Source organism: Ruegeria sp. CL6, from assembly GCF_056536465.1.
In genome coordinates, this window is record NZ_JBQFPR010000001.1 from 577,203 (window position 1) to 599,370 (window position 22,168).

Consider the following 22,168-nt stretch of genomic DNA (forward strand, 5'->3'; position numbering starts at 1 on the left):
GGAAAATGCGCATCGTATTCGCTTCAGCTATTGTTCTTCAGGCATTTGCATTCGCACCGGCTTTGCATGCCGCAGGCGGGGATAGCGCCAGCCCGCCCAAGCCGACAAACACCACCAAGAAATGCCTGTTCGGACGCGTTTACGACAAAGACCGCGGTCGCTGCGTGAAGCCGGACAAAACGAACTTTACCCAAGATGAACTTTATGAGGCCGTTCGCGAACTTGCCTACGATGGGCAGCTAGAGAATGCTCAGAACATTCTTCGGGTCATGGATCAGGCCGATGATCGCGTCATGACATACTGGGGCTTCACCTACCGCAAAATGGGCGATTTGGAGCTGGCGAACAGTTTCTACAACGATGCAATCCAAACGAACCCCGACAACCTTCTGGCGCGTTCCTACATGGCACAGGGCTATGTCTTGGAAGGCAAAACCGACCTCGCGATCGCGCAATGGCGTGAGATCAAAGCGCGGGGCGGCGAAGGAACCTGGGCCGAGGCGTCCCTGCGCGAAGCGATCCGCACGGGGCTGACATATAGCTACTAAGCTTCAGCCTTTCTTTACCCGACTCTCGCTAACCTGCCTGCGGAACAGAAGAATGGCACCGCAGGCAGATGCAGGACGCAAATACTTTGGTACAGGTGGCATCGGGCTCAAATACCCCGTTGCCCGAACAAAACAACGAAACGCCGCGCGTGGTTCCACGCAGGCTCAGCAACAGGCAAAAGGCGGCAGTGGTCGTGCGCCTTTTGTTGAACGAAGGCGCGGATATTCCGCTTGAAGAACTTCCAGACGAACTGCAGGAGAATCTGACCCACCAACTGGGCCAGATGGGATTGGTGGATCGCGTGACGCTTGATGCAGTCGCGCAGGAATTCGCAGAAGCGCTGGACAGCGTCGGCCTGTCCTTTCCACACGGTTTGGCTGGTGCCTTGGATGCAGTGAACGGGAAACTCGCCCCTGCTACCGCCGCGCGCCTGCGCAAGGTCGCCGGTGTCCGCCAAGTTGGTGATCCGTGGGAACGCCTGCGTCAGATCCCGACCGAGGAATTGGCCGAGATGGTTCAGGCGGAAAGCACCGAAATCGCCGCAGTCATGCTGTCAAAGCTAGAGACCGCCAAAGCCGCACGTCTACTGGGGCTTCTGCCCGGCCCTGTGGCCCGTCGCATTACCTACGCTGTTTCCAAAACCGCCAACGTAACCCCAGAAGCAGTCGAGCAGATCGGATGGTCGTTGGCCGCTCAAATTGATCAACGCCCAGCAGTCGCGTTTTCCGATGCTCCGGGGCCGCGAGTCGGGGCAATCCTGAACCAGTCTGCTGCATCAACACGCGATGGGTTGTTAACTGCGCTTGACGAAGAAGATTCAGACTTTGCCAGTGTCGTCCGGCAATCAATCTTTACCTTTGCCCACATTCCAAGCCGTGTCCTGCCTCGCGATGTCCCTGCCGTTTTGCGCGGCGTCGACGAGCCTGTCCTGGTAGCCGCGCTCGCTGGGGCTGAAACAGAACAAGACCAATCCACCGTCGAATATTTGCTTTCCAACATGTCGTCTCGGATGGCCGACAACCTGCGAGAGCAGATGAGCGAACGCGGCAACGTCAAACAATCAGAGGCCGAAGAAGCCATGACCCAGATCGTCAGCGCCATTCGCGCTTTGGCGGATGACGGCAGCATCACACTTATCGCAGAAGAAATTGACGAATAGGTCAAAGGGCCAGCAGAAGTTCCGAACTCTGCGCAGAATACTTGTGGTTACGAGTTCCGGCTTGTATGTCTGGCCCGGCAGATCGCAATTGTTGCCGAGAACCTCTTATGCCCGTTGAAAAGTCTGAACTAAGCCGCTTTGAGCTTGGCAAATACTACGTCACTGGTCTGTTTCTTAAAGGAGTTGTGGGCGCTATGCGCATGCTGCCCTACGAAAAACGCATTGCCGCGATGGGGGGCATCGTGCGTGGTCTCGCCCCGATCGTAGGCTTCTCCAAACGGGTGCGCAGCAATCTCGAACTGACGTGTCCCGAACTGTCCGATGCCGAAGTAGAGCGCATTTGTCGCGCCGTTCCAGACAATGCGGGCCGGGCGATTATGGAGCATTTTTCGCCCGAAGGTTTTACAGAGCGTCAACGCAATGCAAAGGTTTCGGGCCCCGGCGTTGCGGCGTTTGATACCGCCGTGGCCGAAGGGAAACCGGTCATGATGATCACCGCCCATTTCGGCCATTATCTTGCCGCGCGCATTGCCCTTCAGGAGCGTGGCGGCGAGCCGATCGGATGTCTCTACCGCCGTATGGCAAATCCTTATTTCAACGAGATGTATGTTGACGCCTTCTACAAAACCGGCGCGCCCATGTTTGAACAGGGGCGCCGGGGGATGGTCGAGATGGTGCGTTCCTTGAAAAAGGGCGGGATCATCGCCATCGTTTCCGACCTACACGCGCATGGCGGCGAAGAACTGATGTTTTTCGGCAAGCCCGCGGTGACTTCGGTGCTGAACGCAGAGCTGGCGATGAAGTACAATGCGGTCATGATCCCGTGCTACGCAGTGCGCCAACCTAATGGTCTGGATTTTGAAATAGTTCTGCACGACCCCGTGCCCCACACAGACGCAAAGACAATGACCCAATATACCAATGATGACCTCGAAGCCGTGGTCCGACAGCATATGGGGCAGTGGTTTTGGATTCACCGGCGCTGGAAGCCGTGGAACGGCCTTGGGGTGCAGCCACAGGACATGCCGTGATCACTTGATGCGGGTGGCCGCTACGATGGGGCCATGCCCAGCTCTCTGGACAAGCACAACGGCAGGCAAGTCAGACGTCAGCGAAACAGAGAACTCCTGCGGTTCATCGCCGTTCCACTGACCCGCGATCTGCCAGGTCTCAACCACATTTGCATAGTCCAGATCATGCCCGGCCAGCTCACCACGGCGAATAGAAGCGTGCCGCATCGGAGAATACTGGACAACGCGAACGTCATACAAATCTGGTGCCAGCAGCGCGGTCGGGGCCACATCAATTACGACCTTGTCCCCTGATTGTACTGCCGTGACCGAAGCCTCTGGCTGGGTCGCAAGATGAGCGTCAATCAACCGATCCAGCTCAAGAGACTGCGCTCCGACAACGTCCTGCTGGCCATTAACCACCATCTGAGGCGTATAGACCATCGACCGTCCCGCTTCACGGGCGTAGGCGCGTTGCCTCTCTGTGTGGTCAGGATCGGCGAATTCGTCCTTCCAACCGATATAGTCCCAGTAGTCCACGTGTAGGGCCAACCCGATGACATCGTCGCGTTTGGCCAATTCATGCATGATCTGATCCGCCGGGGGACAAGACGAACAGCCCTGAGACGTAAACAGCTCTACGACCACCGGACCACTATCAGCAGAGGCCGAGGCCGCCAGAAACAAAGAGAGGTAAGCGGACGCAGGAACGAATCTGTACATGACGGCTCTTGGGTTTAACGGATGCTGAACGGGTTTACCCGGAACGCTGTTCAACCTCCAATCAAGGTTTCTTGAGACCTTTGGAGCGCGCTATCCTTAAAAATGTGTGCAATGGTATACAAAAATTGCCGCACCCTGCGTCTTGGACCTTGAACCGCGCGCTTGGGTGATGCAGATAGCCACCAGCGAATCCCAAAATCCACGTCATTTGAGAGGGAGGCCATTAGATGCCCATCAAAGTCGGACAGGATACCGCCAAGACACGCCGCAGCCTGAGCGTGAATGGCAAATCCATTTCCTATTACTCGATCCCTGCGGCTCAAGAAGCCGGTCTGGGCGATTTCTCGAAACTGCCAGCCGCGCTGAAAGTGGTGCTGGAAAACATGCTGCGGTTCGAGGACGACGGTTTCTCTGTGTCGGTCGACGACATCAAAGCCTTTGCCGAATGGGGCGCAAGCGGTGGCAAGAACCCCCGCGAGATTGCGTACCGCCCTGCCCGCGTGCTGATGCAGGACTTCACTGGCGTTCCGGCGGTGGTCGATCTGGCCGCAATGCGCGACGGGATCAAAGGTCTGGGCGGCGACGCGCAGAAGATCAACCCGCTGAATCCTGTTGATCTGGTCATCGACCACTCGGTCATGATCGACGAGTTCGGCAATCCGCGCGCGTTCCAAATGAACGTTGACCGCGAATACGAGCGCAACATGGAACGCTATCAGTTCCTGAAATGGGGCCAGAACGCCTTCAACAACTTCCGCGTTGTGCCGCCGGGAACCGGTATCTGCCACCAGGTGAACCTGGAATATCTGGCCCAGACCGTCTGGACGGACACCGATCAGAACGGTGACGAAGTCGCGTATCCTGACACTCTGGTCGGCACCGACAGCCACACCACGATGGTCAATGGCATGGCCGTTCTTGGCTGGGGCGTTGGCGGTATCGAGGCCGAGGCCGCGATGCTGGGTCAGCCGATCTCGATGCTGATCCCCGAAGTCATCGGCTTTGAACTGACCGGAGAGCTGGTTGAAGGCACCACTGGCACCGACTTGGTTCTCAAGGTCGTTGAAATGCTGCGTGAAAAAGGCGTTGTCGGAAAATTCGTCGAGTTCTACGGCGAAGGTCTGGACCGTCTGCCGCTTGCAGACCGTGCAACCATCGCGAACATGGCGCCGGAATACGGCGCGACCTGTGGCTTCTTCCCGATCGACGGTGAAACCCTGCGCTATCTGCGCAACACCGGCCGCGACGAAGACCGGATTGCGCTGGTCGAAGCCTATGCCAAGGAAAACGGCTTCTGGCGCGACGAAGACTACGCGCCGATCTACACCGACACCCTGAGCCTTGACATGGGCACCATCGTTCCCGCGATCTCGGGTCCGAAACGTCCGCAGGACTATGTCGCCCTGACAGGTGCCAAGGCCGCTTTCACCAAAGAGATGGAAGAGACCTTCAAGCGTCCGATGGGTAAGGAAATCGCTGTTAAGGGCGAAGACTACACCATGGAATCGGGCAAGGTCGTGATCGCGTCGATCACATCGTGCACGAACACCTCGAACCCGTATGTGATGATCGGCGCGGGTCTAGTGGCACGTAAGGCGGCCGCTCTGGGCCTGAACCGCAAGCCTTGGGTAAAAACCTCGCTGGCTCCGGGTTCTCAAGTCGTGTCCGCCTATCTTGAGGCCGCTGGCCTTCAGGAAGATCTGGACAAGGTTGGCTTCAACCTCGTTGGCTACGGATGCACCACCTGTATCGGCAACTCTGGCCCGATCCAGAAAGAACTGTCCGAGGCGATTGCCGAAGGTGACCTTGTTGCCACGTCGGTCCTGTCGGGCAACCGTAACTTTGAAGGTCGCATTTCGCCTGACGTGCGCGCCAACTACTTGGCCTCTCCGCCGCTGGTCGTGGTCTATGCGCTGGCCGGCACCATGGATATCGACCTGACATCCGAGCCGATCGGTCAAGACCAGGACGGCAACGATGTCTTCATGAAAGACATCTGGCCGACACAGCAGGAGGTTGCGGAACTGGTTGAACAGACCGTCACCCGCGAAGCGTTCCAGTCGAAATACGCCGACGTCTTCAAGGGCGATGAAAAGTGGCAGGGTGTTGAGACGACCGACGCCGAGACCTATGACTGGCCTGCGACCTCGACCTATATTCAGAACCCGCCCTACTTCCAGGGCATGGGCACCGAACCCGGCACCATCACCAATATCGAAGGCGCTAAAGTTCTGGCCATTCTGGGCGATATGGTCACGACCGACCACATCTCGCCTGCGGGGTCCTTCGCAACCACCACGCCCGCTGGTAAATACCTGATTGATCGTCAGGTGCAGCCGCGCGAGTTCAACTCTTATGGCTCTCGCCGTGGCAACCACGAGATCATGATGCGCGGCACCTTTGCCAACATCCGCATCAAGAACGAGATTCTGGACGGCGTCGAAGGCGGTTATACCAAAGGCCCAGACGGTGCTGAAACCTCGATCTACGAAGCCTCGATGGCATATCAGGAACAGGGCACACCGCTGGTCGTCTTTGGTGGCGAACAGTACGGCGCCGGGTCCTCGCGTGACTGGGCAGCCAAAGGCACCGCGCTGCTGGGTGTCAAAGCAGTGATCGCAGAAAGCTTTGAGCGTATTCACCGCTCGAACCTGGTTGGCATGGGCGTTATTCCGTTCGAGTTCACCGGCGGCGACACCCGCAAATCGCTGGGCCTGAAGGGTGACGAAACTGTCTCGATCCACGGTTTGGACACTATCCAACCGTTGCAGGAAGTGCCCTGCACGATCGTCTATGGTGACGGGTCCGAGAAAACCATCACTCTGAAGTGCCGTATCGATACCGCGCCCGAGATCGAATACATCGAGAACGGCGGCGTTCTGCACTACGTGCTGCGGAATCTCGCCAAAGCAAGCTAAGCTCTTGCAAGAACGTATAAGGGGCGCTCACCCGAGCGCCCCTTTTTCTTTGCGCCCTGTTCAGCGCGTCCTCAGATCGGAAGACTTCAAGTCAACGGGTTAATTGCCAGCGGCCTTTTCAAGCGCCGGGCGGATGGTGCTTTCTATCGCGCGCTTTGTAATCGGCCCCGCAAAGCGCAGGATGATCGTGCCCTGCCCGTCAATCACGTATGTCTCTGGCACTCCGTAGACACCCCAATCCAGCCCCATGCGGCCCTGCTCATCGCGTCCGATACCGGCGTAGGGATCGCCCAGTTCGGCCAGAAATGCTTCGGCGTTTGCAAGCTTATCTTTGTAATTGATCCCGTAGACCGGAATACCTTCATCCGAAAGCACCTGCAGATTGGGGTGCTCAACACGGCACGGCGCGCACCAACTGGCCCAATAGTTGACCAGTTTGACCTCGCCATCTCTAAGGGTGGCATCGTCGAAATTCGGCTTGCCAGAGAAATCCGTCACGACGACCGGAGGGGCTGGCTGCCCTTCCCGCGCAGAAGGCAGCGCGTCGGGGTCGTCTCGAAACATGCCGATTCCTGCGAGTACGGCAAAGGCCGCAAAAATCAACGGCGGAGCGATCATGAGCGGTGAAATCTTAGCCATTACGCGACATCCTGCCTTCTACCTTTTCCATCTCAGCCCGAACTTTGCGACCGCGCATAATGCTTAGAACGATCAGCGCAGCCAGCAGGCCGATGGACACTACATAAGACCACAATACAGTGTCCGCATATTTTCCAAGATCAGGCATCATCCACCCACCCTTTCCCGTGCCAGCAGCGCCTTGACCCGACGGGCGCGAATTTCAGTTCCGGTTCGGTAAAGAACCAGCGCGATGAACAGGAGTACGAACCCGATGATGCAAACGAGCAGCGGATAGAAGTAGATATTGCTCACCTTTTCTTCTGTGTCTGATCCGGTAATGGCAGCGGCACGCATAACCGAAGCCCCTTGATGCAGCCCTTGGTTCCAGAAATTCACCGCATAACGGCTGAGGATCGCAAAGACTGAGCCAACCAGACATAGGACCGATGTCAGATCGGCAGCCGTATCGGGGTCTTCAATCGCCTCCCACAGGGCGACGTAGCCCAGATAGAACAGGAACAGGATCAGGAACGAGGTCAAGCGCGGGTCCCAGGCCCACCACGTGCCCCACATCGGCTGTCCCCAGATTGCGCCGGTCGCCAGCGCGATCAATGTCATGACGATTCCGACCGGAGCGGCAGCACGCGCGGCAAGGGCGCTAACGTGGTGACGGCGCACGAGCCAGACCAGCGAAGCCGCCAGCATCATGAGCCAACAGTTGATCGCCATCAGCGCAGCCGGAACATGCAGATAGATAATCTTGACGGTCGAGCCTTGTTTGTAATCATCCGGCGTAAAGAAAAAGCCCCAGATCAGACCGATCACGATGCACGCAACAGAGGTGACCCAAAAGAACGGAAGCACCCGTTCGCTGGTTGCGAGGAACTTGCGCGGGTTTGCATATTCCCACAGAGCGTTGGCTTTGGCTGCGATAGACATGGGCCTTATCTAGTCCGAGTCGGTTTCGTTCTCAATTGACCTCAGTCAATCTTTGAACCGGTCACCGAAGGTTGATACGCAAAACGGCGGCGCTGGCAAAGGGCAACAGCGCGATTGTGGCGGCGGTGATACCGGCCAGCATAAGCAGTGGGGTTTGGGTCTCCATCCCGGTTGCGCCACGGCGGGCTACTTCGGCCCCAAAGATCAGCGTGGGTACATAGAGCGGCAGCACCAGCAGCGAAAGAAGAAGACCACCGCGTTTCAGGCCAACGGTAAGGGCTGCGCCAAATGTTCCGATGACACTCATGGCCGGGGTTCCGATCAGCAAAGAAACAACGAGCCAGAAGTATCCCGGTATCGGCAGGTTCAACAGAACCCCCAAAAACGGAGCGGCGAGAACCAACGGTAGACCGGTCGTCAACCAATGAGCCAAAGCCTTGATCGTCACGACCGCCTCAAGCGGCAGGGGCGCTGTTGCCAGCAGGTCGAGCGAGCCGTCTTCCCAGTCCAGCGCCAGCAAACGGTCCAAAGACAAAAGGCAGGCCAGCAGCGCACCCAGCCACAGAATACCGGGGGCAATGGTCGACAGCAGCGATGATTGCGGGCCAACCGCAAACGGCACCAGAACCGTGACAATCAAAAAGAACGCAAGGCCAAGACCAAAACCGCCGCCCGCGCGGAAAGCCAGTTTCAGGTCACGCAGCAGCAGGGCTATCACAGAAAGCCTCCGTCGAACTCGTCAATGGGTGTCGGTTTGGCCTTGTTGGGGGCGACATCCAGCACTTCTCCGTCCAGCCCCAGATCAATATGGGTGGCGATCAGGGCAGAGCCACCCTGCCCGAGATGCGCGCGGACAGCATCTGCGAACATCTGAACCGCGTCGCGATCCAGCGAAACGGTTGGTTCGTCCAGCATCCAGATCGGGCGACCTGTAACCAGCATACGAGCCAGCCCCAGCCTTCGTTTTTGACCTGCGGACAAATTGCCAGCGTGCCGATCAGACAGCTCAACCAGCGCAAAAGCGTCCAAAGCAGGCTGAATGTCATGTGTACCAAATACGGACGCCCAGAATACAAGGTTTTCGACGACCGTCAGAGTTGGCTTCAAACCGTCGGAATGAGAGGCATAGGCAATCTGGTCCTCGGCCCCTTGGATTTGCCCGGCAAGCGGAGGCTGCAGCCCCGCAAGCGTTCTCAACAATGTGGTTTTACCAATCCCGTTCGGACCACGCAGGATCAGCGCCTTACCGGGGTGCAGCTCAAAGCTGAGCCCTTCGAGCACAGGTACGCCGCCTCGGGCGATGGCCAATTCGGTTACAGTCAGTGTCATGTCTTTCGCTTAACGGATTGCACGAAAGGACAAAAGACAGGATTTGCCGCACAGCGTGAATGGTGTTTTGTTGACACTGGCAGAAGTGAGGGGCCAGCCCCGCCGCCATTGGCGCTTGAACCAATGGCGCGCCAATGCCCGCTCTCCGGGATATTTTTAGCCAGATGAAGATGGATCCCTTAGACAGGGATTAGGGCAAGCGCAATGCGGCGCCCCTCGGACAGCAGTACATTGTAGGTACGGCACGCAGCGGGAGAGCTCATGATCTCAACCCCAATGCCAGCGCTTTCCAGTTCGGTTCGGAGATCGGCGGGAATATGGGCAAGTTCGGCCCCGGTTCCGATGAACAGTACATCTATGTGATCGGCCAGCGCCAGCAATGCGCCTTCGTCCGTGTAGCCATTCCAAACCGTCGTCCCCTGAGGGCTTGTCAGAACCGCCCCTTCGTGGACTTCTCCACCAATTCGGAAGAACCCCGGACCATATCCGTCGACGGGTACTGCGTTGTTATACGTGATCTCATTCAGGCGCATGGACGCGTTCTAGCCCCAAAGTGGCAGCCCCGACAAGGCCGCCAGCGCGATCGCTACATATGCTGCGGTTCGGTACAGTTTTTCTCGCTCGGGACGGAACAGCCACCCGCCCAGCCAGTTGCCGACCAGATTTGGCACCGCCAGCGCGAAACCCAGCACCGCCGACGCGACGGTGACCCGCCCCATTGCCGACAAAAAGCCGAGAATGAGAAAGTCAAACATCAGAAGGAACAGCAAGATGGTAGCGCGAATGACCTCGACCGGTAGCGGACGCGACATGTAGAACAGAATCACAGCCGGACCCGGCAATCCGGCGACGCCCCCCAAAAAACCCGCAGCTCCGCCAATACCCGCGACCATTGTTCGCCGGACAGGACCATTATAGCGCAGTCCGAGGATCAAAATGACCAACATGAGGATCGCCAGCAGGCTGACCGCATAGCGAAAAACCTCGGGCTCGACCTGCGTCAATACCCACAACCCAATCGGCAGCATGATCGCGCAGCCACTGACCAGCCGGAAAAGATCGCCCCGGTCGACAGCGCCCCACGCGCGGCGCACGTTTGGCAGAGGTCCGAAGATATCCATTATGGTCAGGCCGATCAGCGCTCCGAACGGACCAAGGTAGGGTGTCGCGATTGGTAGAAAGATCAGCGCGGTTCCAAAGCCGGAAAAGCCGCGAACAACGCCGCCCAGGAAAGCGGCGAAAACGATGACGGCCAGCCCCGTCGGGGACTGGCCGAAAACATCAGGCATCGACGTTGGCAAACTGGTTGCCTGCCGTGTTCGACGGCTTGGACCAGTCGCGTTTAACGCCCAGCCACAGCAGGATGGTCGAGGCGACAAAGACCGAGGAATAAGTTCCCACGATCACGCCCCAGATCATCGCGAAGACAAAGCCGCGGATGACGTCTCCGCCCAGTACATATAGCGAGATCAGCGCCAGCAGGGTTGTGACCGAGGTCATGACTGTCCGGCTGAGCGTTTCGTTGATCGAGATGTTCAGAACCTCTTTCAGCTCTTTCTTTTTGTACTTGCGCAGGTTCTCGCGCACGCGGTCAAAGACGACCACGGTGTCGTTCAGCGAATAGCCCACGATGGTCAGAAGTGCGGCGATGATGGCCAAATCGAACCGAATTTGCAGTTCCGAGAAGATACCGATGGTCAGGATCACGTCATGCACAAGTGCGGCCACTGCGCCCAAAGCGAACTGCCACTCGAAGCGGAGCCAGATGTAGACAAGCACCGCTCCGATAGCGAGGACAACGGCGATCACGGCGGTCTGGATCAACTCGCCCGAAACCTTGGGGCCGACGGATTCGACGGATACAAAAACGATGTCCGGTGCGGCCCCTTTCAGCGCCGCCTCCACTGCCGTGACTGTTGCAGCCGAAACAGCCTCGGCGTCGGCCTGCGCCTGAATGCGGATCATGGCGACGTTTTCGTCTTCACCGAAGGTTGGGTCGAAAATTTCGGTGATCGTGACGTCGCCCAGCTCCAGTGGCGCGATAGCGTCGCGATAGGCACCCACGTCGATTTCCTGCGCCGATTGCGTCCGGATCGTAGTGCCACCTCGGAAGTCGATGCCGAAGTTCAGCCCTTGCAGCATGAAGGACGTGAACGCGATCACCATCATCAGGCCAGAGATACCCAGCCAGACCTTCCAGCGGCTAAAGAAATCGAACGAGGTGTTTTGCGGGACAAGTTTCAGTCTCATGATCAAACCTCAATCGTTTTCGGGCGGCGGCGTTCAAACCACATCACGATCATCAGGCGCGTCACGAAGATCGCGGTGAAGACCGAGGTGAGGATGCCCAGACCCAGAGTGATAGCAAAGCCGCGCACCGGCCCGCTGCCCATTGCAAACAGGATCACGGCGGTGATGAAGGTGGTCACGTTTGCGTCCAAAATGGCCGACAGCGCCTTTTCATAGCCCAGCTCAATCGCGCGCGCTGGACCACGGGCGGATTTCAGTTCCTCGCGGATACGTTCAAAGATCAGCACGTTGGCATCCACCGCCATACCGACCGTCAGCACGATGCCCGCGATACCGGGCAGGGTCAGCGTGGCACCGATCAGTGACAGCAGCCCAAACAGCAGCCCCACGTTCAGGATCAGCGCGATATTGGCAAAAACGCCGAACAGACCATAGCTGAGCGCCATAAAGACCAGCACGGCGACAAATGCCACGATGGTGGCAACTTTACCGGCGTCGATGCTGTCTTGGCCCAGTTCCGGGCCAATGGTGCGTTCTTCCAGGAACTCCAACCCTGCAGGCAGCGCACCCGCGCGCAGCAGAACGGCCAGATTGGTGCTTTCCTCAACGGTGAAATTGCCGGTGATAATGCCCGACCCGCCGGGAATATGGCTTTGGATCACGGGGGCCGAGATCACCTCATCATCCAGAACGATGGCAAAGGGCGCGCCGATGTTTTCCAGCGTGTAGTCGCCGAATTTGCGGGCCCCGGACGTGTTGAACCGGAAGTTCACCGCAGGGCGACCGTTCTGGTCGAACGCAGGTTGCGCATCCACCAGTTCTTCGCCCGTCACGACGGGCGCTGCATCAAGTGTGTAGTACACGCCGTCTTCGTCGATGGATAGAACGACCTTCTCACCCACACCAGCGACGGCATCAGGATTGGTGCCGCGACTGACAACCGGGTTAAAGGTCAGTTGCGCGGTTGTGCCAATAATCTCTTTCAACTCACCCGCGCTGCCGATACCCGGAACCTGAATCAGAATCCGGTCCGTACCCTGCCGTTGAATCGTTGGCTCTCGGGTGCCGACCTCGTCGATCCGGCGGCGGATGATCTCAAGCGATTGACGTACTGTGCGGTCGTCCGAGGCAAGCCGTTCAGCCTCGGACAGTTGCACGATGATCGTGTCACCCTCGGCCCGTGCCTCGATATCGGTGGCGCCTACTCCGGTCAGAGTTTGCACCTGACGGGCCAGCCCACGCACGACTTCCAGCGCGCGAGGCATACCTTCGGGCTGGCTGATGCGCACGCGAATCTCATCCGGAGCCGAATCTTGGCGGCGGATAGTGCCAATGGTGCCCCGCTCATCGCGCAAAGCGTCGCGGATTTCCGGCCACATCGCATCCATGCGGGATTCGTAGACATCGCTGACCTGCACTTCGGCCAGCAGATGCGCGCCCCCGCGCAGATCGAGGCCAAGATTGACCAGAGACGATGGCAACCAATTCGGCCATTGCCCCGCCTCGGCCTGCATCTCGGGGGTATCCAACCCAAGCTCGATCGCGGCTTTGGCGTCGTTGGATTGCTCGACGCGCGTGTAAAACGCATTCGGCAGGGCCATCAGCAGACCGATCACACAGACCGCCCAGATCAGAACCCGCTTCCAGGTATCAATTTGCAGCATTACCCTGCCTTTTCAAGGAATTGTCGTGCGAAGTTACTTCGCTGGCTCGGTCTTGTTCAGAACCTGCGCAATGGTCGATTTGACCACACGGACCTTGACGCCTTCGGCGATCTCGACCTCGATCTCGTTGTCGCCTTCCTTGACCTTCGACACCTTGCCGATCAGACCACCCTGAGTGACCACCTGATCGCCCCGGCGCACAGCCTCGACCATGGCCTGATGTTCCTTCATCTTCTTCTGCTGAGGACGGATCAGCAGGAAATACATGATCGCGAAGATCAGGATCAGCGGGAGAAACTGGGCGATTGCGCCACCTTCCATGGGATATTCCTTTTGGTTTGGTCTTGCGGAAGCGCTCCGCAAATTTGGCGAGAACCTATTCTTTGAACTGTCTGTTTGCAAGGAATGGTGGCGCAGGTTTTTTCGGGGATTGGCTCAAAATGATCACAGTTTCAGGCCGAAGTTGCGTTTGACTTCTAGGAACACCGCCTTGGATGGATATAGTTGAGCGGCGGGAGGGCAAATGGCGCAATTATTTCATATTGTTGGCATGGTTAGCCGGGTGATGATCGCGGCCTTGTGGCTGGCTCTGCTGGTGCCATCTGCATCGGCACAGGAAACCGAGACCGAGGTCGAAACCACCGAACAGCAACCCGACACCTTCAAGGCACCGGTGATTGTCGATGGCGACACCTTGTTTTTCCTTCGAGGCTCCACCGCCTTGCCCGCGCAAGAGCGTGCAGAATCTGTCCAAGACAACATTATCCAAGCGGCTGAAACATCCGAAAGCCCCAGCATCACGATCACCTATGAGGAGACCGATCTGGGAACGAGTATTCTGGTGGACGGTGTCGCCGTTTCAATCGTCACGGTTGCCGACGCCGAACTCGAGCAGATGGCGCTGGATGTTCTCAGCTTTCTTCACGGCGAAGCGATAGAAGAAGCAATAGTCGCTTACCGGGCCAACCGAACCGAACAGGCACGCGTGTCGGGTGCGATCGAAGCTGTGGCGTGGACGGCTGGCTTTGGCCTGTTTGTCGCGACAATACTTTGGATACACCGCAGGATCAGGCGTCGCACCATCAAATTTGTCAAGCGCCACTTGAAGGATGTTGAGACCGCCACCGCCAAAAGCGTTCAGGCAGAGGCGATCGCGGCCTTGGTGCGGTATGGGCTGAGTTTCATCCTGTTGGTGATCTTCTTTCTGGGCTTCTACTACTACCTGTCTTTCGTCCTGCTGGCCTTTGCCGAGACCCGCTATTTCGCGCAGCTATTGCTGACCTACCTGACCGAACCGGTTCTGCTGATCTTCAAGGGAATCATCAGCTACATCCCCAACCTGATCATGCTTGCGCTGATCACCTGGGTGACGATGTACATCATTAAGGGCATGCGTGTTTTCTTCGACGCGGTCGAGGCGGGCACGTTCGACATGGGCGATTTCGAGCGTCACTGGGTGAACCCAACTTTCAACATCGCCCGTGTCGTCGTCATCCTGATCGCGCTTGTGTTTGCCGTGCCCTACATCCCCGGATCGGACTCAGCCGCGTTTCAGGGACTGACCATTCTGGTAGGTGCAATGCTGTCGCTGGGCGCGAACTCGGTCGTTTCCAACATGCTGGCCGGGCTTTTCGTGATCTATCGCCGCTCGACCTCGATCGGGGACCGCATCCAGATCGGCGATCACATCGGTGACGTGGTGCAAATCAAGCTGATGGAAACGCACCTCAAGTCGATCAAGAACGAACTAATCTCGATCCCCAATGCGCAGCTTATGAATTCGGACGTGGTGAACTTCTCGAAGAAAACCGATGGCAGCGGTTTGCTTTTGCACACCACAGTCGGCATCGGATACGAGGAACCGCCTGAAAAGGTCGAGGCCATGCTGATCGAAGCCGCGCGCCGCACCAAGGGGATCAAGGCCAAGCCAGAGCCCTTTGTTTTGTGGACTGCTTTGGCCGATTACGCGATCAATTATCAGATCAACGGGTACTCGACACGCGGCAGCATTATCCCGAAGATACGCTCGGACCTTCATCGCAACATCGTGGCCGTGTTTAATGAGAACAACGTCCAGATCATGACGCCCTCTTACATGGCCGACCCGCCCGAGCCGAAAATCCCGGCCGAGGAATGGGATGGCCATCTGGCGCATGAAACGCACGAGGGTGATGAATAGTCGTATCCGGTGCTACACCCTGCCATTCAGATGGTGCATAAGCGGTTTCAGTGATTCACGCATTCAAGGACCTGAACCATGCACGACATCCGCGCCATTCGCGAAAACCCAGCCGCCTTCGACGCCGCCCTTGCGCGCCGTGGGGACGCGCCGGTGTCGTCAGACCTGTTAAGGCTGGATGAAAGCCGCCGCGCCAAGATTTTGGCAGCCGAGACCGCTCAGGCCGAACAGAACAAAGCGTCCAAAGAGGTCGGTGCCGCCAAGGGGCGCGGCGACGAGGCTGAGTTTGAACGCCTGCGCGCGCTTGTGGCTGAGAAAAAGGCCGAGATCGCCCGGATGCAGACCGAGGCCAAGGATCTTGACGCGCTGCTGACCGACCAGTTGATCCGCATCCCCAACCTGCCCGCCGAGGATGTGCCCGAAGGCGCGGACGAGAACGACAATGTCGAGGTCAACCGCTGGGGCACTCCGCGCGAACTGGACTTTGCGCCGAAAGAGCATTTTGAGATCGAAGCCGTGCAGAACGGCATGGACTTTGAAACCGCCGCAAAGCTCTCTGGCTCGCGCTTTGTCCTGCTGTCCGGCGGTGTAGCGCGCATCCACCGGGCGCTGGCGCAGTTCATGCTGGACACGCATATCAACGAAAATGAGCTGACCGAGGTGAACGGCCCGGTTCTGGTTCTGTCCGAGATGATGCAGGGCACGGGGCAACTGCCGAAATTCGGCGAGGACAGCTATCAGACCCGCGAAGGGTGGTGGCTAATCCCGACCTCCGAGGTCTCGCTGACCAATATCGTCAACGACACGATGATTGAGGAAAGCTACCTGCCCCGCCGTTATACCGCGCATTCGCTGTGCTTCCGCTCCGAGGCCGGTTCCGCAGGCAAGGACACGCGCGGGATGCTGCGCCAGCACCAGTTTGAAAAAGTTGAGATGGTCTCGGTTACGCATCCGGACAATTCCGACGACGAACAGAAGCGCATGTTGCGCTGCGCCGAGGGCATTCTGGAAAAGCTGGGCGTGCCCTATCGCACCGTGATCCTGTGTACCGGAGACATGGGTTTCGGCGCGCGCCGCACTTACGATATCGAGGCATGGCTGCCCGGTCAGGATACGTATCGTGAGATCAGCTCGGTCTCGACCTGCGGCGACTTTCAGGCCCGCCGCATGAATGCGCGCTTCCGGCCCGAGGGCGGCGGCAAGCCGGAATATGTCCACACGCTGAACGGCTCGGGCCTGGCGGTGGGGCGCTGCCTGATCGCGGTGCTGGAAAACGGACAAAACGCCGATGGCACCGTCACCCTGCCCGAGGTCTTGGCCCCCTATCTGGGCGGCAAGCTGACGCTGCAACTGGACGGCACATTGGTATAAGAAAACCGGCACGCCAGAGCCGCCGGTTTCATAAGGATCAAAGGCGAGGAAGGCTTACTTCTTCGCCTTTTTCTTATCCTTCTTCTTCTCGCTCTTTTTGGCGTCCTTCTTCTTGTCGCCCTTTTTCTTATCGTCCTTCTTGGACTTCTTATCCTTCTTCGCCTTGGCCTTTACCTTGTCCTTGGCTTTCGAGAACACGGCCTCCATTTCGGCGCGCTTCTTAGCAGCTTTCTCAGCCTTGGCTTTGGCCTTAGCCTTTTTCTTGGCCTTTGCTTCGGCGGCTGCTTTTTCTTCGGCTGCTTTGCGGGCCGCTTCCTCGGCTCGTTTTTCGGCAGCGGCGGCAGCCACCGTTTTTCGTGCGGCAGGCTTGCGTGCTGCAGGCTTTTTGGCCGCAGGCTTTTTCGCTGGGGCACGGCGTGAAGTGGGCTTTGCGGCGGGTTTGCCGCCAGTCGCCTCTTTCGCGGCAGCGATCAGAACTGGTGCGCGGGCCGCGCCTATTCGGGGAACTTTGACCAGAGCGTCGGGGGTTGCCTTGGCGAGGGCTTCAGCCGTTTTGAACCCATTGGCAATCAACAATTGGCCAAGCGCGTCGCCTACGCCTTTAACGTCGGTCACTGCGGTCATTCTTTGTCCTTTCTGTTTCTCCCCGCCCACATGTAAATACACAAGATATACATTCTGCAAGGCAGGGTGTTTCGTGGATACCCGCCCGGGCGTCAGTTACTATGGGCGAGACCGGTAGACCGATCCTTTTTAGGAAACGGAACAAGACGCTTTGCGTCTTCATCCCACAATTTCAGGTTCAGGGCCGCAACCGCCTCGGGAAATTTGATTCGCCGAGGTGTGTATTCCGGTGGAAGGTTATAGTGGCACGCGCGCAGCCGATAAGATGGGATACGGGCGTTGAAGTGGTGAATATCGTGCAACGTGATGCAGGCAACGGCATTGTCAAACCACCAGCCGAAGTCCAGCGCTGACGATCCTTGCAACGCGGCCAGTTTGGGGTCCAAATCAGGGCGGCGGTCCCAATAGGTGTCCTCGAAATTATGCTGCAGGTAGACGAGAAATACGCCCAGCATCCCGCCCAACAGGGAAAAGACAAGCCAGACCAGAATGCCGGTCGTCCCTGCAATCAGGTAAAGCAGCCCAAGAAACACAACAATCGACAGGTTGTGCAACAGAACCCCAGCGGCACCGAACCGGACCGTATTCTTGGGCCAGCGGTACCGGATGAAATAGGTAAACAGCGCGCCTACCGGGACAAGGATGAAGGGGTTGCGGTAAAGACGATAGAACAGCCGTGCCTTCCAATCCGCTTCGTTCCATTCGCGTACCGTCATCGTATGAATCTCGCCGGTCTCGCGATGCTCAAGGTTACCGATGCCAGAGTGATGCAGGTTGTGGTTTTGCTTCATCACTTCAAACGGCGCGAAAGTGAACGGAGACAACCCATGCCCCGCCCATTCATTCTGTTGACGCGTCTCAAACAGGGAATGGTGCCCGCAATCATGTTGAAGAACATAGAGCCGCACAGCAGAGAACGCGAAAACGACCCCGGCCGGGATCATGACATACCAGCGATCCACGTAGACAATCGCCAAAGCCAGCGACGAAAAATAAACTGCAAATGTTCCGAAATAGCTAAGTGCAGCCAGTCGATTGTCCTGCACGGCGTATTGTCTTGTGTATTCCCTCAGATCCATCAAGTCGGCTCCCCACGATGGCCCGGTCCAATATGGGTTCAAAACGAAGCGCGGAAAATTCCGCAAACGAAAAAAGCGCACGAAAACAAATGCACGCTTGCGAATGCTAGCGCGCAGTCATGGGCCTGTCACGCCCCTGAGCCAAAAATGCTGAAAATTGGCGCGGTTACGCGCGGCCCTTGAGATGTTTGGCCAGCGCACCCGCGTTTTTCTTGCGGCGTCCCTTGTAGGGGTTCTTGTCGCCCTGCCCGCGCAACGTCAGGCGGATGGGCGTGCCGGGCATGTCGAAATCCTCGCGCAGCCCGTTGACCAGATACCGGTTATAGCTTTCGGGCATCTTGTCAGGGTGCGAGCACATGACGACAAATCCCGGCGGGCGGGTCTTGGCCTGAGTCATATAACGCAGCTTAATCCGGCGACCCTGCGGCGCTGGCGGCGGGTGCTGTTCCAGCATCGCGGTCAGCCAACGGTTCAATGCAGCGGTCGGCACGCGGCGATTCCACACGTCATGGGCGCGCAGGATGGCGGCGCGCAAACGCTCCAAGCCCCGGCCCGTTTTAGCGGACACGGTGATCAGGGGCGCACCCCGCAACTGTGGCAACAGACGCTCGAAGGATTCTTTCAGATCGCGCAGTTTCTCCTGCTTGTCCTCTTCGATGTCCCACTTGTTCACGGCGACGACCACCGCGCGGCCCTCGCGCTCTGCCAGATCCGCAATCCGCAGGTCTTGCTGTTCAAACGGAATTGCCGCGTCCAACAGGACCACCACGACCTCGGCAAATTTCACAGCGCGCAGCCCATCAGAGACCGAGAGCTTTTCCAGCTTTTCCTGAACCTTGGCCTTTTTGCGCATCCCGGCGGTGTCAAAAATACGCATCGGGGTGCTGTTGCCCTCCGGGTCGGCCCAGTCGATCCGAAGGCTGATCGCGTCACGGGTGATCCCGGCCTCGGGGCCGGTCAGCAGGCGATCTTCGCCGATGATCTTGTTGATCAGTGTGGATTTCCCGGCATTCGGACGGCCCACAACGGCGACCTGCAACGGCTTTGCGGCGGTGATCAGCGGCGTTTCGCCCTCACCATCCTCATCCAGTTCAATATCCGTTTCCGGTGCATCATCCTGCGCCTTTTCAGCCGCAGCGTCGGCCAGCGGCATCAACTGAGCATATAGGTCCGTCATCCCCTCGCCGTGCTCGCCGGACAGACGAACCGGTTCGCCAAGCCCAAGGTTGTAGGCTTCGAGAACACCTGCATCCGCCGCGCTGCCTTCAGCCTTGTTCGCTGCGAGAATAACGTGTTTGGAGCGCTTGCGCAGGATTTCGGCAAACATCTCATCCGTCGGCGTCAGCCCCACCCGCGCGTCAATCATGAACAGGCAGACATCGGCCATATCCACCGCGCGTTCGGTCAGGCGGCGCATCCGACCTTGCAGACTGTCGTCGGTTGCATCCTCAAGCCCCGCCGTGTCGATCACGGTGAAACGCAGATCCCCCAAGCGCCCTTCGCCTTCGCGCAGGTCACGAGTCACGCCGGGTTGGTCATCGACCAAAGCCAGACGTTTGCCCACGAGGCGGTTGAACAGGGTGGATTTACCCACATTGGGGCGCCCCACGATGGCGAGGGTCAGCGACATGATACTCAACTTTCAAAACTCAGACGCGCCCTTTAACGCATCTTGTCGTCAACGGAAAGCGTGTAGATCACCTTTGGCGGACACGACATAAAGCGTCTGCCCGGCGACAACAGGTGCCGTGGTCGCACCGCCGGGGACTTCGACCCGATGCACAAGCGTACCGTCAACCGGGCTGAAGAACCGAAGGTATCCATCGTTGGATGCAATCACTAGACGCCCCCCGGCCATGATCGGCCCGTAATGCGCCACGATCGGCCCACGTCGGTTTGGCTTGTCTTTCACAAAACCAGGCAAATCCTGTGCCCAGACAACGGCACCGGTAGCGGCGTCCAGACGAATAAGCTGACTGCGGTCACTGACTTGAAAGAGGCTGTTTCCAGCAGGCCAGACCGTATCGACCGCGCCTTCATCCGCGGTCCACTTCCGTTCACCCGAACCCGAGTCAAAGGCGACGGTCCGCCCCGAGTGGTTTCCGATGTAAATCGTGTCACCTGACACCATCGGACCGCCCGTCACGTCGACAATCTGAGCTGCCGCGCGCCCGCGGCGTCCACCGGCCACCGACGCGTTCCAGCGGCTGATACCACCCCTGCGGAACGTCGCGGAAATATCACCCGACCCGAAAGCAAAAACGGCAAGATCGGACGCAACCACAGGCGCCGGTGCGCCAAGTACGTTTCCGACGCTTGGGGTGCCTTGAACTTGCCAGGCGATGCGTCCGTCCTTGGCATCAATGGCCCAACCGGTTTCATCCCCCGCCACCAAATAAAGCAACCCGTCATTGACCAAAGGCGCACCGCTACCTGTTGCGTTCAGACGCTTTTGCCACCGGATGACTCCGGTTTTTGCGTCTAACGCTGTCAGCCGACCAAACCCCGATGAGACATAGAGAACGCCATTTGCATACGCTATGCCACCGCCGGTCGCGTCCGAGTCGCCATCACTGGCTGGAATAAGACCTGTACTCCAGACTTTCTGCCCCTGCGGAGAAACTGCGGATACTGTCGCCCCGGAATCGAGCGTGTAAATCAACCCGCCGGCTACGACGGGTTCCGCGGTTATCCGTTGCTTACGCGAGTCACCCTTGCCGATCGGGGTCGACCAGACCCGTTGAGGCGTCGCGCGCAACTGAGCGTTCGTTGTCCGAAATGCAGCAGTTCCCGGACTTTGGGGCCAGCTTGCGTTTGCCTTTTGTGCGGGAACGCTGATGGGCTTCGACCCGCGCGTTGCTACAGTTTCAGTATCGGCGGCGGGGCGAATATCTTCGCGCGCTCCGGGCAGGATAACCTCTGGTTCCTCACATGCGGCCAGAACAGTTAGGGAAACGGCCGCAACCGACAATCCTACTCGGGAAAAAAGACTTGTTACCATGGTTATCCGAACTCGCCTGCCATCATTCTTTCCGCCATGGATCAACCCTGCCGGGCTACCAGCGGTTCGGGTTCACCGCCCAGAGCCACAATCAACTGCGCGGCACGCTGCTGAAGATCAACGCCAATCTCTGCATCCTGGCGCATCGCCTGCAACCTTTCGATCGCCGCATCGACATTCCCTTCGGACACGTCGATCAGGGCCAGTTGCTCTTCGGCCAGTAACCGAAGCGGAGCACCAGGAGCCGCCAATGCTTCAAACTGTTGCCGACGGTCCGCAGCAGGCAGAGTGTCGCTTTGCAGCAAAAGTGTCTTGAACGCCGCGATAGCCCGATAGATTTCCGGCAGATCGCCCTGAACGGCTATGGTGTTCAGGCTTTCAACGGCCTCTGACGTCGAACCGGTTTCGGATTGCGATGCCGACAGAAGCATATCTACGATCGCGTCCCCACCGGCAGAGCTTGCCGGAACATTGGCCAGACCGCTCGCGCGTTCAGCCGAGTCGTTCTGAGCCAGAGCTGCAAGAATCGCATCCCCAAGATCCTCGGCCTGCGAAGTGGCCCTTGCTTTGCGTATCTCGTTGAAGGCGGCACCGCCGACGATCAGAACGACCGCCAGCACGCCGACCCACCCCCAACGACGCAACAGCAGGAACAGGCGGTCACGGCGCACCTCTTCGGTCACCTCATCAATGAAACTGTCGACGTCGCTCATCCCTGCGCTCCGGGCTAAATCATTTACATATGGCGCCAT

Annotated in this window: 22 protein-coding genes; 6 read left to right on the plus strand and 16 right to left on the minus strand. The window is 58.3% G+C overall.

Annotated elements, in window-relative coordinates:
- Positions 1 to 5: 5 nt before the first annotated feature.
- The 3 genes from ACR0LH_RS02880 to ACR0LH_RS02890 all read left to right on the plus strand — a co-directional run bounded on the left by ACR0LH_RS02880 (position 6) and on the right by ACR0LH_RS02890 (position 2,739).
- Complete coding sequence (locus ACR0LH_RS02880; protein ID WP_170481181.1) at positions 6 to 548, plus strand: hypothetical protein; 543 nt, start codon at positions 6 to 8, stop codon at positions 546 to 548.
- Between the two features lie 68 nt (positions 549 to 616).
- Positions 617 to 1,708 (plus strand): flagellar motor switch protein FliG, encoded by a 1,092-nt coding sequence (locus tag ACR0LH_RS02885; protein ID WP_480719622.1) that lies wholly within the window; start codon positions 617 to 619, stop codon positions 1,706 to 1,708.
- A 107-nt stretch (positions 1,709 to 1,815) separates the two neighbouring features.
- A complete protein-coding gene (locus tag ACR0LH_RS02890; protein WP_480719624.1) occupies positions 1,816 to 2,739 on the plus strand; it encodes a lysophospholipid acyltransferase family protein in 924 nt (307 codons plus the stop codon).
- Here ACR0LH_RS02890 and ACR0LH_RS02895 read toward each other — a convergent pair whose 3' ends face one another.
- Positions 2,740 to 3,441, minus strand: a complete 702-nt coding sequence (locus ACR0LH_RS02895) for a DUF1223 domain-containing protein (protein WP_480719625.1) — start codon at positions 3,439 to 3,441, stop codon at positions 2,740 to 2,742. It lies immediately after the preceding gene.
- Between the two features lie 227 nt (positions 3,442 to 3,668).
- On the opposite strand from ACR0LH_RS02895, the gene acnA reads away from it, so the two are divergent.
- Positions 3,669 to 6,359: an aconitate hydratase AcnA gene (gene acnA / locus ACR0LH_RS02900; protein WP_170382641.1), complete on the plus strand. Its 2,691-nt coding sequence runs from the start codon at positions 3,669 to 3,671 to the stop codon at positions 6,357 to 6,359.
- A 99-nt stretch (positions 6,360 to 6,458) separates the two neighbouring features.
- On the opposite strand, the gene ACR0LH_RS02905 is transcribed toward acnA, so the two are convergent.
- From ACR0LH_RS02905 to yajC, 10 genes are all read right to left on the minus strand, one after another.
- Entirely contained in the window at positions 6,459 to 6,998 is a 540-nt protein-coding gene (locus ACR0LH_RS02905) for a DsbE family thiol:disulfide interchange protein (protein WP_480719626.1), read from the minus strand.
- Positions 6,991 to 7,149, minus strand: coding sequence for a heme exporter protein CcmD (gene ccmD / locus ACR0LH_RS02910; protein WP_480719627.1), 159 nt, complete (start codon positions 7,147 to 7,149; stop codon positions 6,991 to 6,993). Before ccmD ends, ACR0LH_RS02905 begins: the two co-directional genes overlap by 8 nt.
- Entirely contained in the window at positions 7,146 to 7,919 is a 774-nt protein-coding gene (locus ACR0LH_RS02915; protein WP_480719628.1) for a heme ABC transporter permease, read from the minus strand. The genes ccmD and ACR0LH_RS02915 overlap by 4 nt, the downstream gene beginning before the upstream one ends.
- Positions 7,920 to 7,980: 61 nt before the next feature.
- Positions 7,981 to 8,637 carry a heme exporter protein CcmB gene (gene ccmB / locus ACR0LH_RS02920; protein ID WP_480719629.1) on the minus strand — a complete coding sequence of 219 codons (657 nt, stop codon included), beginning with the start codon at positions 8,635 to 8,637 and terminating at the stop codon, positions 7,981 to 7,983.
- Complete coding sequence (gene ccmA / locus ACR0LH_RS02925) at positions 8,634 to 9,248, minus strand: heme ABC exporter ATP-binding protein CcmA (protein ID WP_480719630.1); 615 nt, start codon at positions 9,246 to 9,248, stop codon at positions 8,634 to 8,636. Before ccmA ends, ccmB begins: the two co-directional genes overlap by 4 nt.
- A 179-nt stretch (positions 9,249 to 9,427) precedes the next feature.
- The gene (locus ACR0LH_RS02930; RefSeq protein ID WP_170481155.1) at positions 9,428 to 9,781 is read right to left on the minus strand and encodes an Mth938-like domain-containing protein; all 354 of its coding nucleotides are present in this window, start codon (positions 9,779 to 9,781) and stop codon (positions 9,428 to 9,430) included.
- 9 nt (positions 9,782 to 9,790) lie between these two features.
- The gene (locus ACR0LH_RS02935; RefSeq protein WP_480719631.1) at positions 9,791 to 10,537 is read right to left on the minus strand and encodes a sulfite exporter TauE/SafE family protein; all 747 of its coding nucleotides are present in this window, start codon (positions 10,535 to 10,537) and stop codon (positions 9,791 to 9,793) included.
- Entirely contained in the window at positions 10,530 to 11,498 is a 969-nt protein-coding gene (gene secF, locus ACR0LH_RS02940; RefSeq protein WP_170481148.1) for a protein translocase subunit SecF, read from the minus strand. Before secF ends, ACR0LH_RS02935 begins: the two co-directional genes overlap by 8 nt.
- Before the next feature lie 2 nt (positions 11,499 to 11,500).
- Positions 11,501 to 13,162 carry a protein translocase subunit SecD gene (gene secD / locus ACR0LH_RS02945; RefSeq protein WP_480719632.1) on the minus strand — a complete coding sequence of 554 codons (1,662 nt, stop codon included), beginning with the start codon at positions 13,160 to 13,162 and terminating at the stop codon, positions 11,501 to 11,503.
- Positions 13,163 to 13,195: 33 nt separating this feature from the next.
- Positions 13,196 to 13,483 carry a preprotein translocase subunit YajC gene (gene yajC, locus ACR0LH_RS02950; protein ID WP_155151194.1) on the minus strand — a complete coding sequence of 96 codons (288 nt, stop codon included), beginning with the start codon at positions 13,481 to 13,483 and terminating at the stop codon, positions 13,196 to 13,198.
- Positions 13,484 to 13,685: 202 nt separating this feature from the next.
- On the opposite strand from yajC, the gene ACR0LH_RS02955 reads away from it, so the two are divergent.
- On the plus strand, positions 13,686 to 15,341 hold the full coding sequence (locus ACR0LH_RS02955) for a mechanosensitive ion channel family protein (protein ID WP_480719633.1): 1,656 nt from the start codon (positions 13,686 to 13,688) through the stop codon (positions 15,339 to 15,341).
- A 78-nt stretch (positions 15,342 to 15,419) separates the two neighbouring features.
- Positions 15,420 to 16,712 carry a serine--tRNA ligase gene (serS, locus tag ACR0LH_RS02960; RefSeq protein ID WP_480719634.1) on the plus strand — a complete coding sequence of 431 codons (1,293 nt, stop codon included), beginning with the start codon at positions 15,420 to 15,422 and terminating at the stop codon, positions 16,710 to 16,712.
- 54 nt (positions 16,713 to 16,766) lie between these two features.
- Here serS and ACR0LH_RS02965 read toward each other — a convergent pair whose 3' ends face one another.
- The 5 genes from ACR0LH_RS02965 to ACR0LH_RS02985 form a co-directional block, all read right to left on the minus strand.
- The gene (locus ACR0LH_RS02965) at positions 16,767 to 17,336 is read right to left on the minus strand and encodes a helix-hairpin-helix domain-containing protein (RefSeq protein WP_170481133.1); all 570 of its coding nucleotides are present in this window, start codon (positions 17,334 to 17,336) and stop codon (positions 16,767 to 16,769) included.
- A 92-nt stretch (positions 17,337 to 17,428) separates the two neighbouring features.
- Positions 17,429 to 18,415, minus strand: a complete 987-nt coding sequence (locus ACR0LH_RS02970; protein WP_480719635.1) for a fatty acid desaturase — start codon at positions 18,413 to 18,415, stop codon at positions 17,429 to 17,431.
- A gap of 166 nt (positions 18,416 to 18,581) precedes the next feature.
- A complete protein-coding gene (der, locus tag ACR0LH_RS02975; protein WP_480719636.1) occupies positions 18,582 to 20,045 on the minus strand; it encodes a ribosome biogenesis GTPase Der in 1,464 nt (487 codons plus the stop codon).
- A gap of 48 nt (positions 20,046 to 20,093) precedes the next feature.
- Positions 20,094 to 21,416: a PQQ-like beta-propeller repeat protein gene (locus ACR0LH_RS02980; protein WP_480719637.1), complete on the minus strand. Its 1,323-nt coding sequence runs from the start codon at positions 21,414 to 21,416 to the stop codon at positions 20,094 to 20,096.
- Positions 21,417 to 21,457: 41 nt separating this feature from the next.
- Positions 21,458 to 22,129, minus strand: a complete 672-nt coding sequence (locus ACR0LH_RS02985) for a hypothetical protein (protein WP_480719638.1) — start codon at positions 22,127 to 22,129, stop codon at positions 21,458 to 21,460.
- Between the last annotated feature and the right edge of the window lie 39 nt (positions 22,130 to 22,168).

Bases quoted from the DNA above. Each gene is read 5' to 3' on its own strand.
- ACR0LH_RS02930 (WP_170481155.1), bottom strand. From the start codon at position 9,781: ATGCGCCTGAATGAGATCACGTATAACAACGCAGTACCCGTCGACGGA.
- yajC (WP_155151194.1), bottom strand. From the start codon at position 13,483: ATGGAAGGTGGCGCAATCGCCCAGTTTCTCCCGCTGATCCTGATCTTC.
- ACR0LH_RS02970 (WP_480719635.1), bottom strand. From the start codon at position 18,415: ATGGATCTGAGGGAATACACAAGACAATACGCCGTGCAGGACAATCGA.
- secF (WP_170481148.1), bottom strand. From the start codon at position 11,498: ATGAGACTGAAACTTGTCCCGCAAAACACCTCGTTCGATTTCTTTAGC.
- ccmA (WP_480719630.1), bottom strand. From the start codon at position 9,248: ATGACACTGACTGTAACCGAATTGGCCATCGCCCGAGGCGGCGTACCT.
- ACR0LH_RS02890 (WP_480719624.1), top strand. From the start codon at position 1,816: ATGCCCGTTGAAAAGTCTGAACTAAGCCGCTTTGAGCTTGGCAAATAC.
- secD (WP_480719632.1), bottom strand. From the start codon at position 13,162: ATGCTGCAAATTGATACCTGGAAGCGGGTTCTGATCTGGGCGGTCTGT.
- serS (WP_480719634.1), top strand. From the start codon at position 15,420: ATGCACGACATCCGCGCCATTCGCGAAAACCCAGCCGCCTTCGACGCC.
- ACR0LH_RS02980 (WP_480719637.1), bottom strand. From the start codon at position 21,416: ATGGTAACAAGTCTTTTTTCCCGAGTAGGATTGTCGGTTGCGGCCGTT.
- ccmD (WP_480719627.1), bottom strand. From the start codon at position 7,149: ATGATGCCTGATCTTGGAAAATATGCGGACACTGTATTGTGGTCTTAT.
- ACR0LH_RS02885 (WP_480719622.1), top strand. From the start codon at position 617: ATGCAGGACGCAAATACTTTGGTACAGGTGGCATCGGGCTCAAATACC.
- ACR0LH_RS02880 (WP_170481181.1), top strand. From the start codon at position 6: ATGCGCATCGTATTCGCTTCAGCTATTGTTCTTCAGGCATTTGCATTC.
- acnA (WP_170382641.1), top strand. From the start codon at position 3,669: ATGCCCATCAAAGTCGGACAGGATACCGCCAAGACACGCCGCAGCCTG.
- ACR0LH_RS02915 (WP_480719628.1), bottom strand. From the start codon at position 7,919: ATGTCTATCGCAGCCAAAGCCAACGCTCTGTGGGAATATGCAAACCCG.
- ACR0LH_RS02905 (WP_480719626.1), bottom strand. From the start codon at position 6,998: ATGGCTAAGATTTCACCGCTCATGATCGCTCCGCCGTTGATTTTTGCG.
- der (WP_480719636.1), bottom strand. From the start codon at position 20,045: ATGTCGCTGACCCTCGCCATCGTGGGGCGCCCCAATGTGGGTAAATCC.
- ACR0LH_RS02985 (WP_480719638.1), bottom strand. From the start codon at position 22,129: ATGAGCGACGTCGACAGTTTCATTGATGAGGTGACCGAAGAGGTGCGC.
- ACR0LH_RS02955 (WP_480719633.1), top strand. From the start codon at position 13,686: ATGGCGCAATTATTTCATATTGTTGGCATGGTTAGCCGGGTGATGATC.
- ACR0LH_RS02965 (WP_170481133.1), bottom strand. From the start codon at position 17,336: ATGACCGCAGTGACCGACGTTAAAGGCGTAGGCGACGCGCTTGGCCAA.
- ACR0LH_RS02935 (WP_480719631.1), bottom strand. From the start codon at position 10,537: ATGCCTGATGTTTTCGGCCAGTCCCCGACGGGGCTGGCCGTCATCGTT.
- ACR0LH_RS02895 (WP_480719625.1), bottom strand. From the start codon at position 3,441: ATGTACAGATTCGTTCCTGCGTCCGCTTACCTCTCTTTGTTTCTGGCG.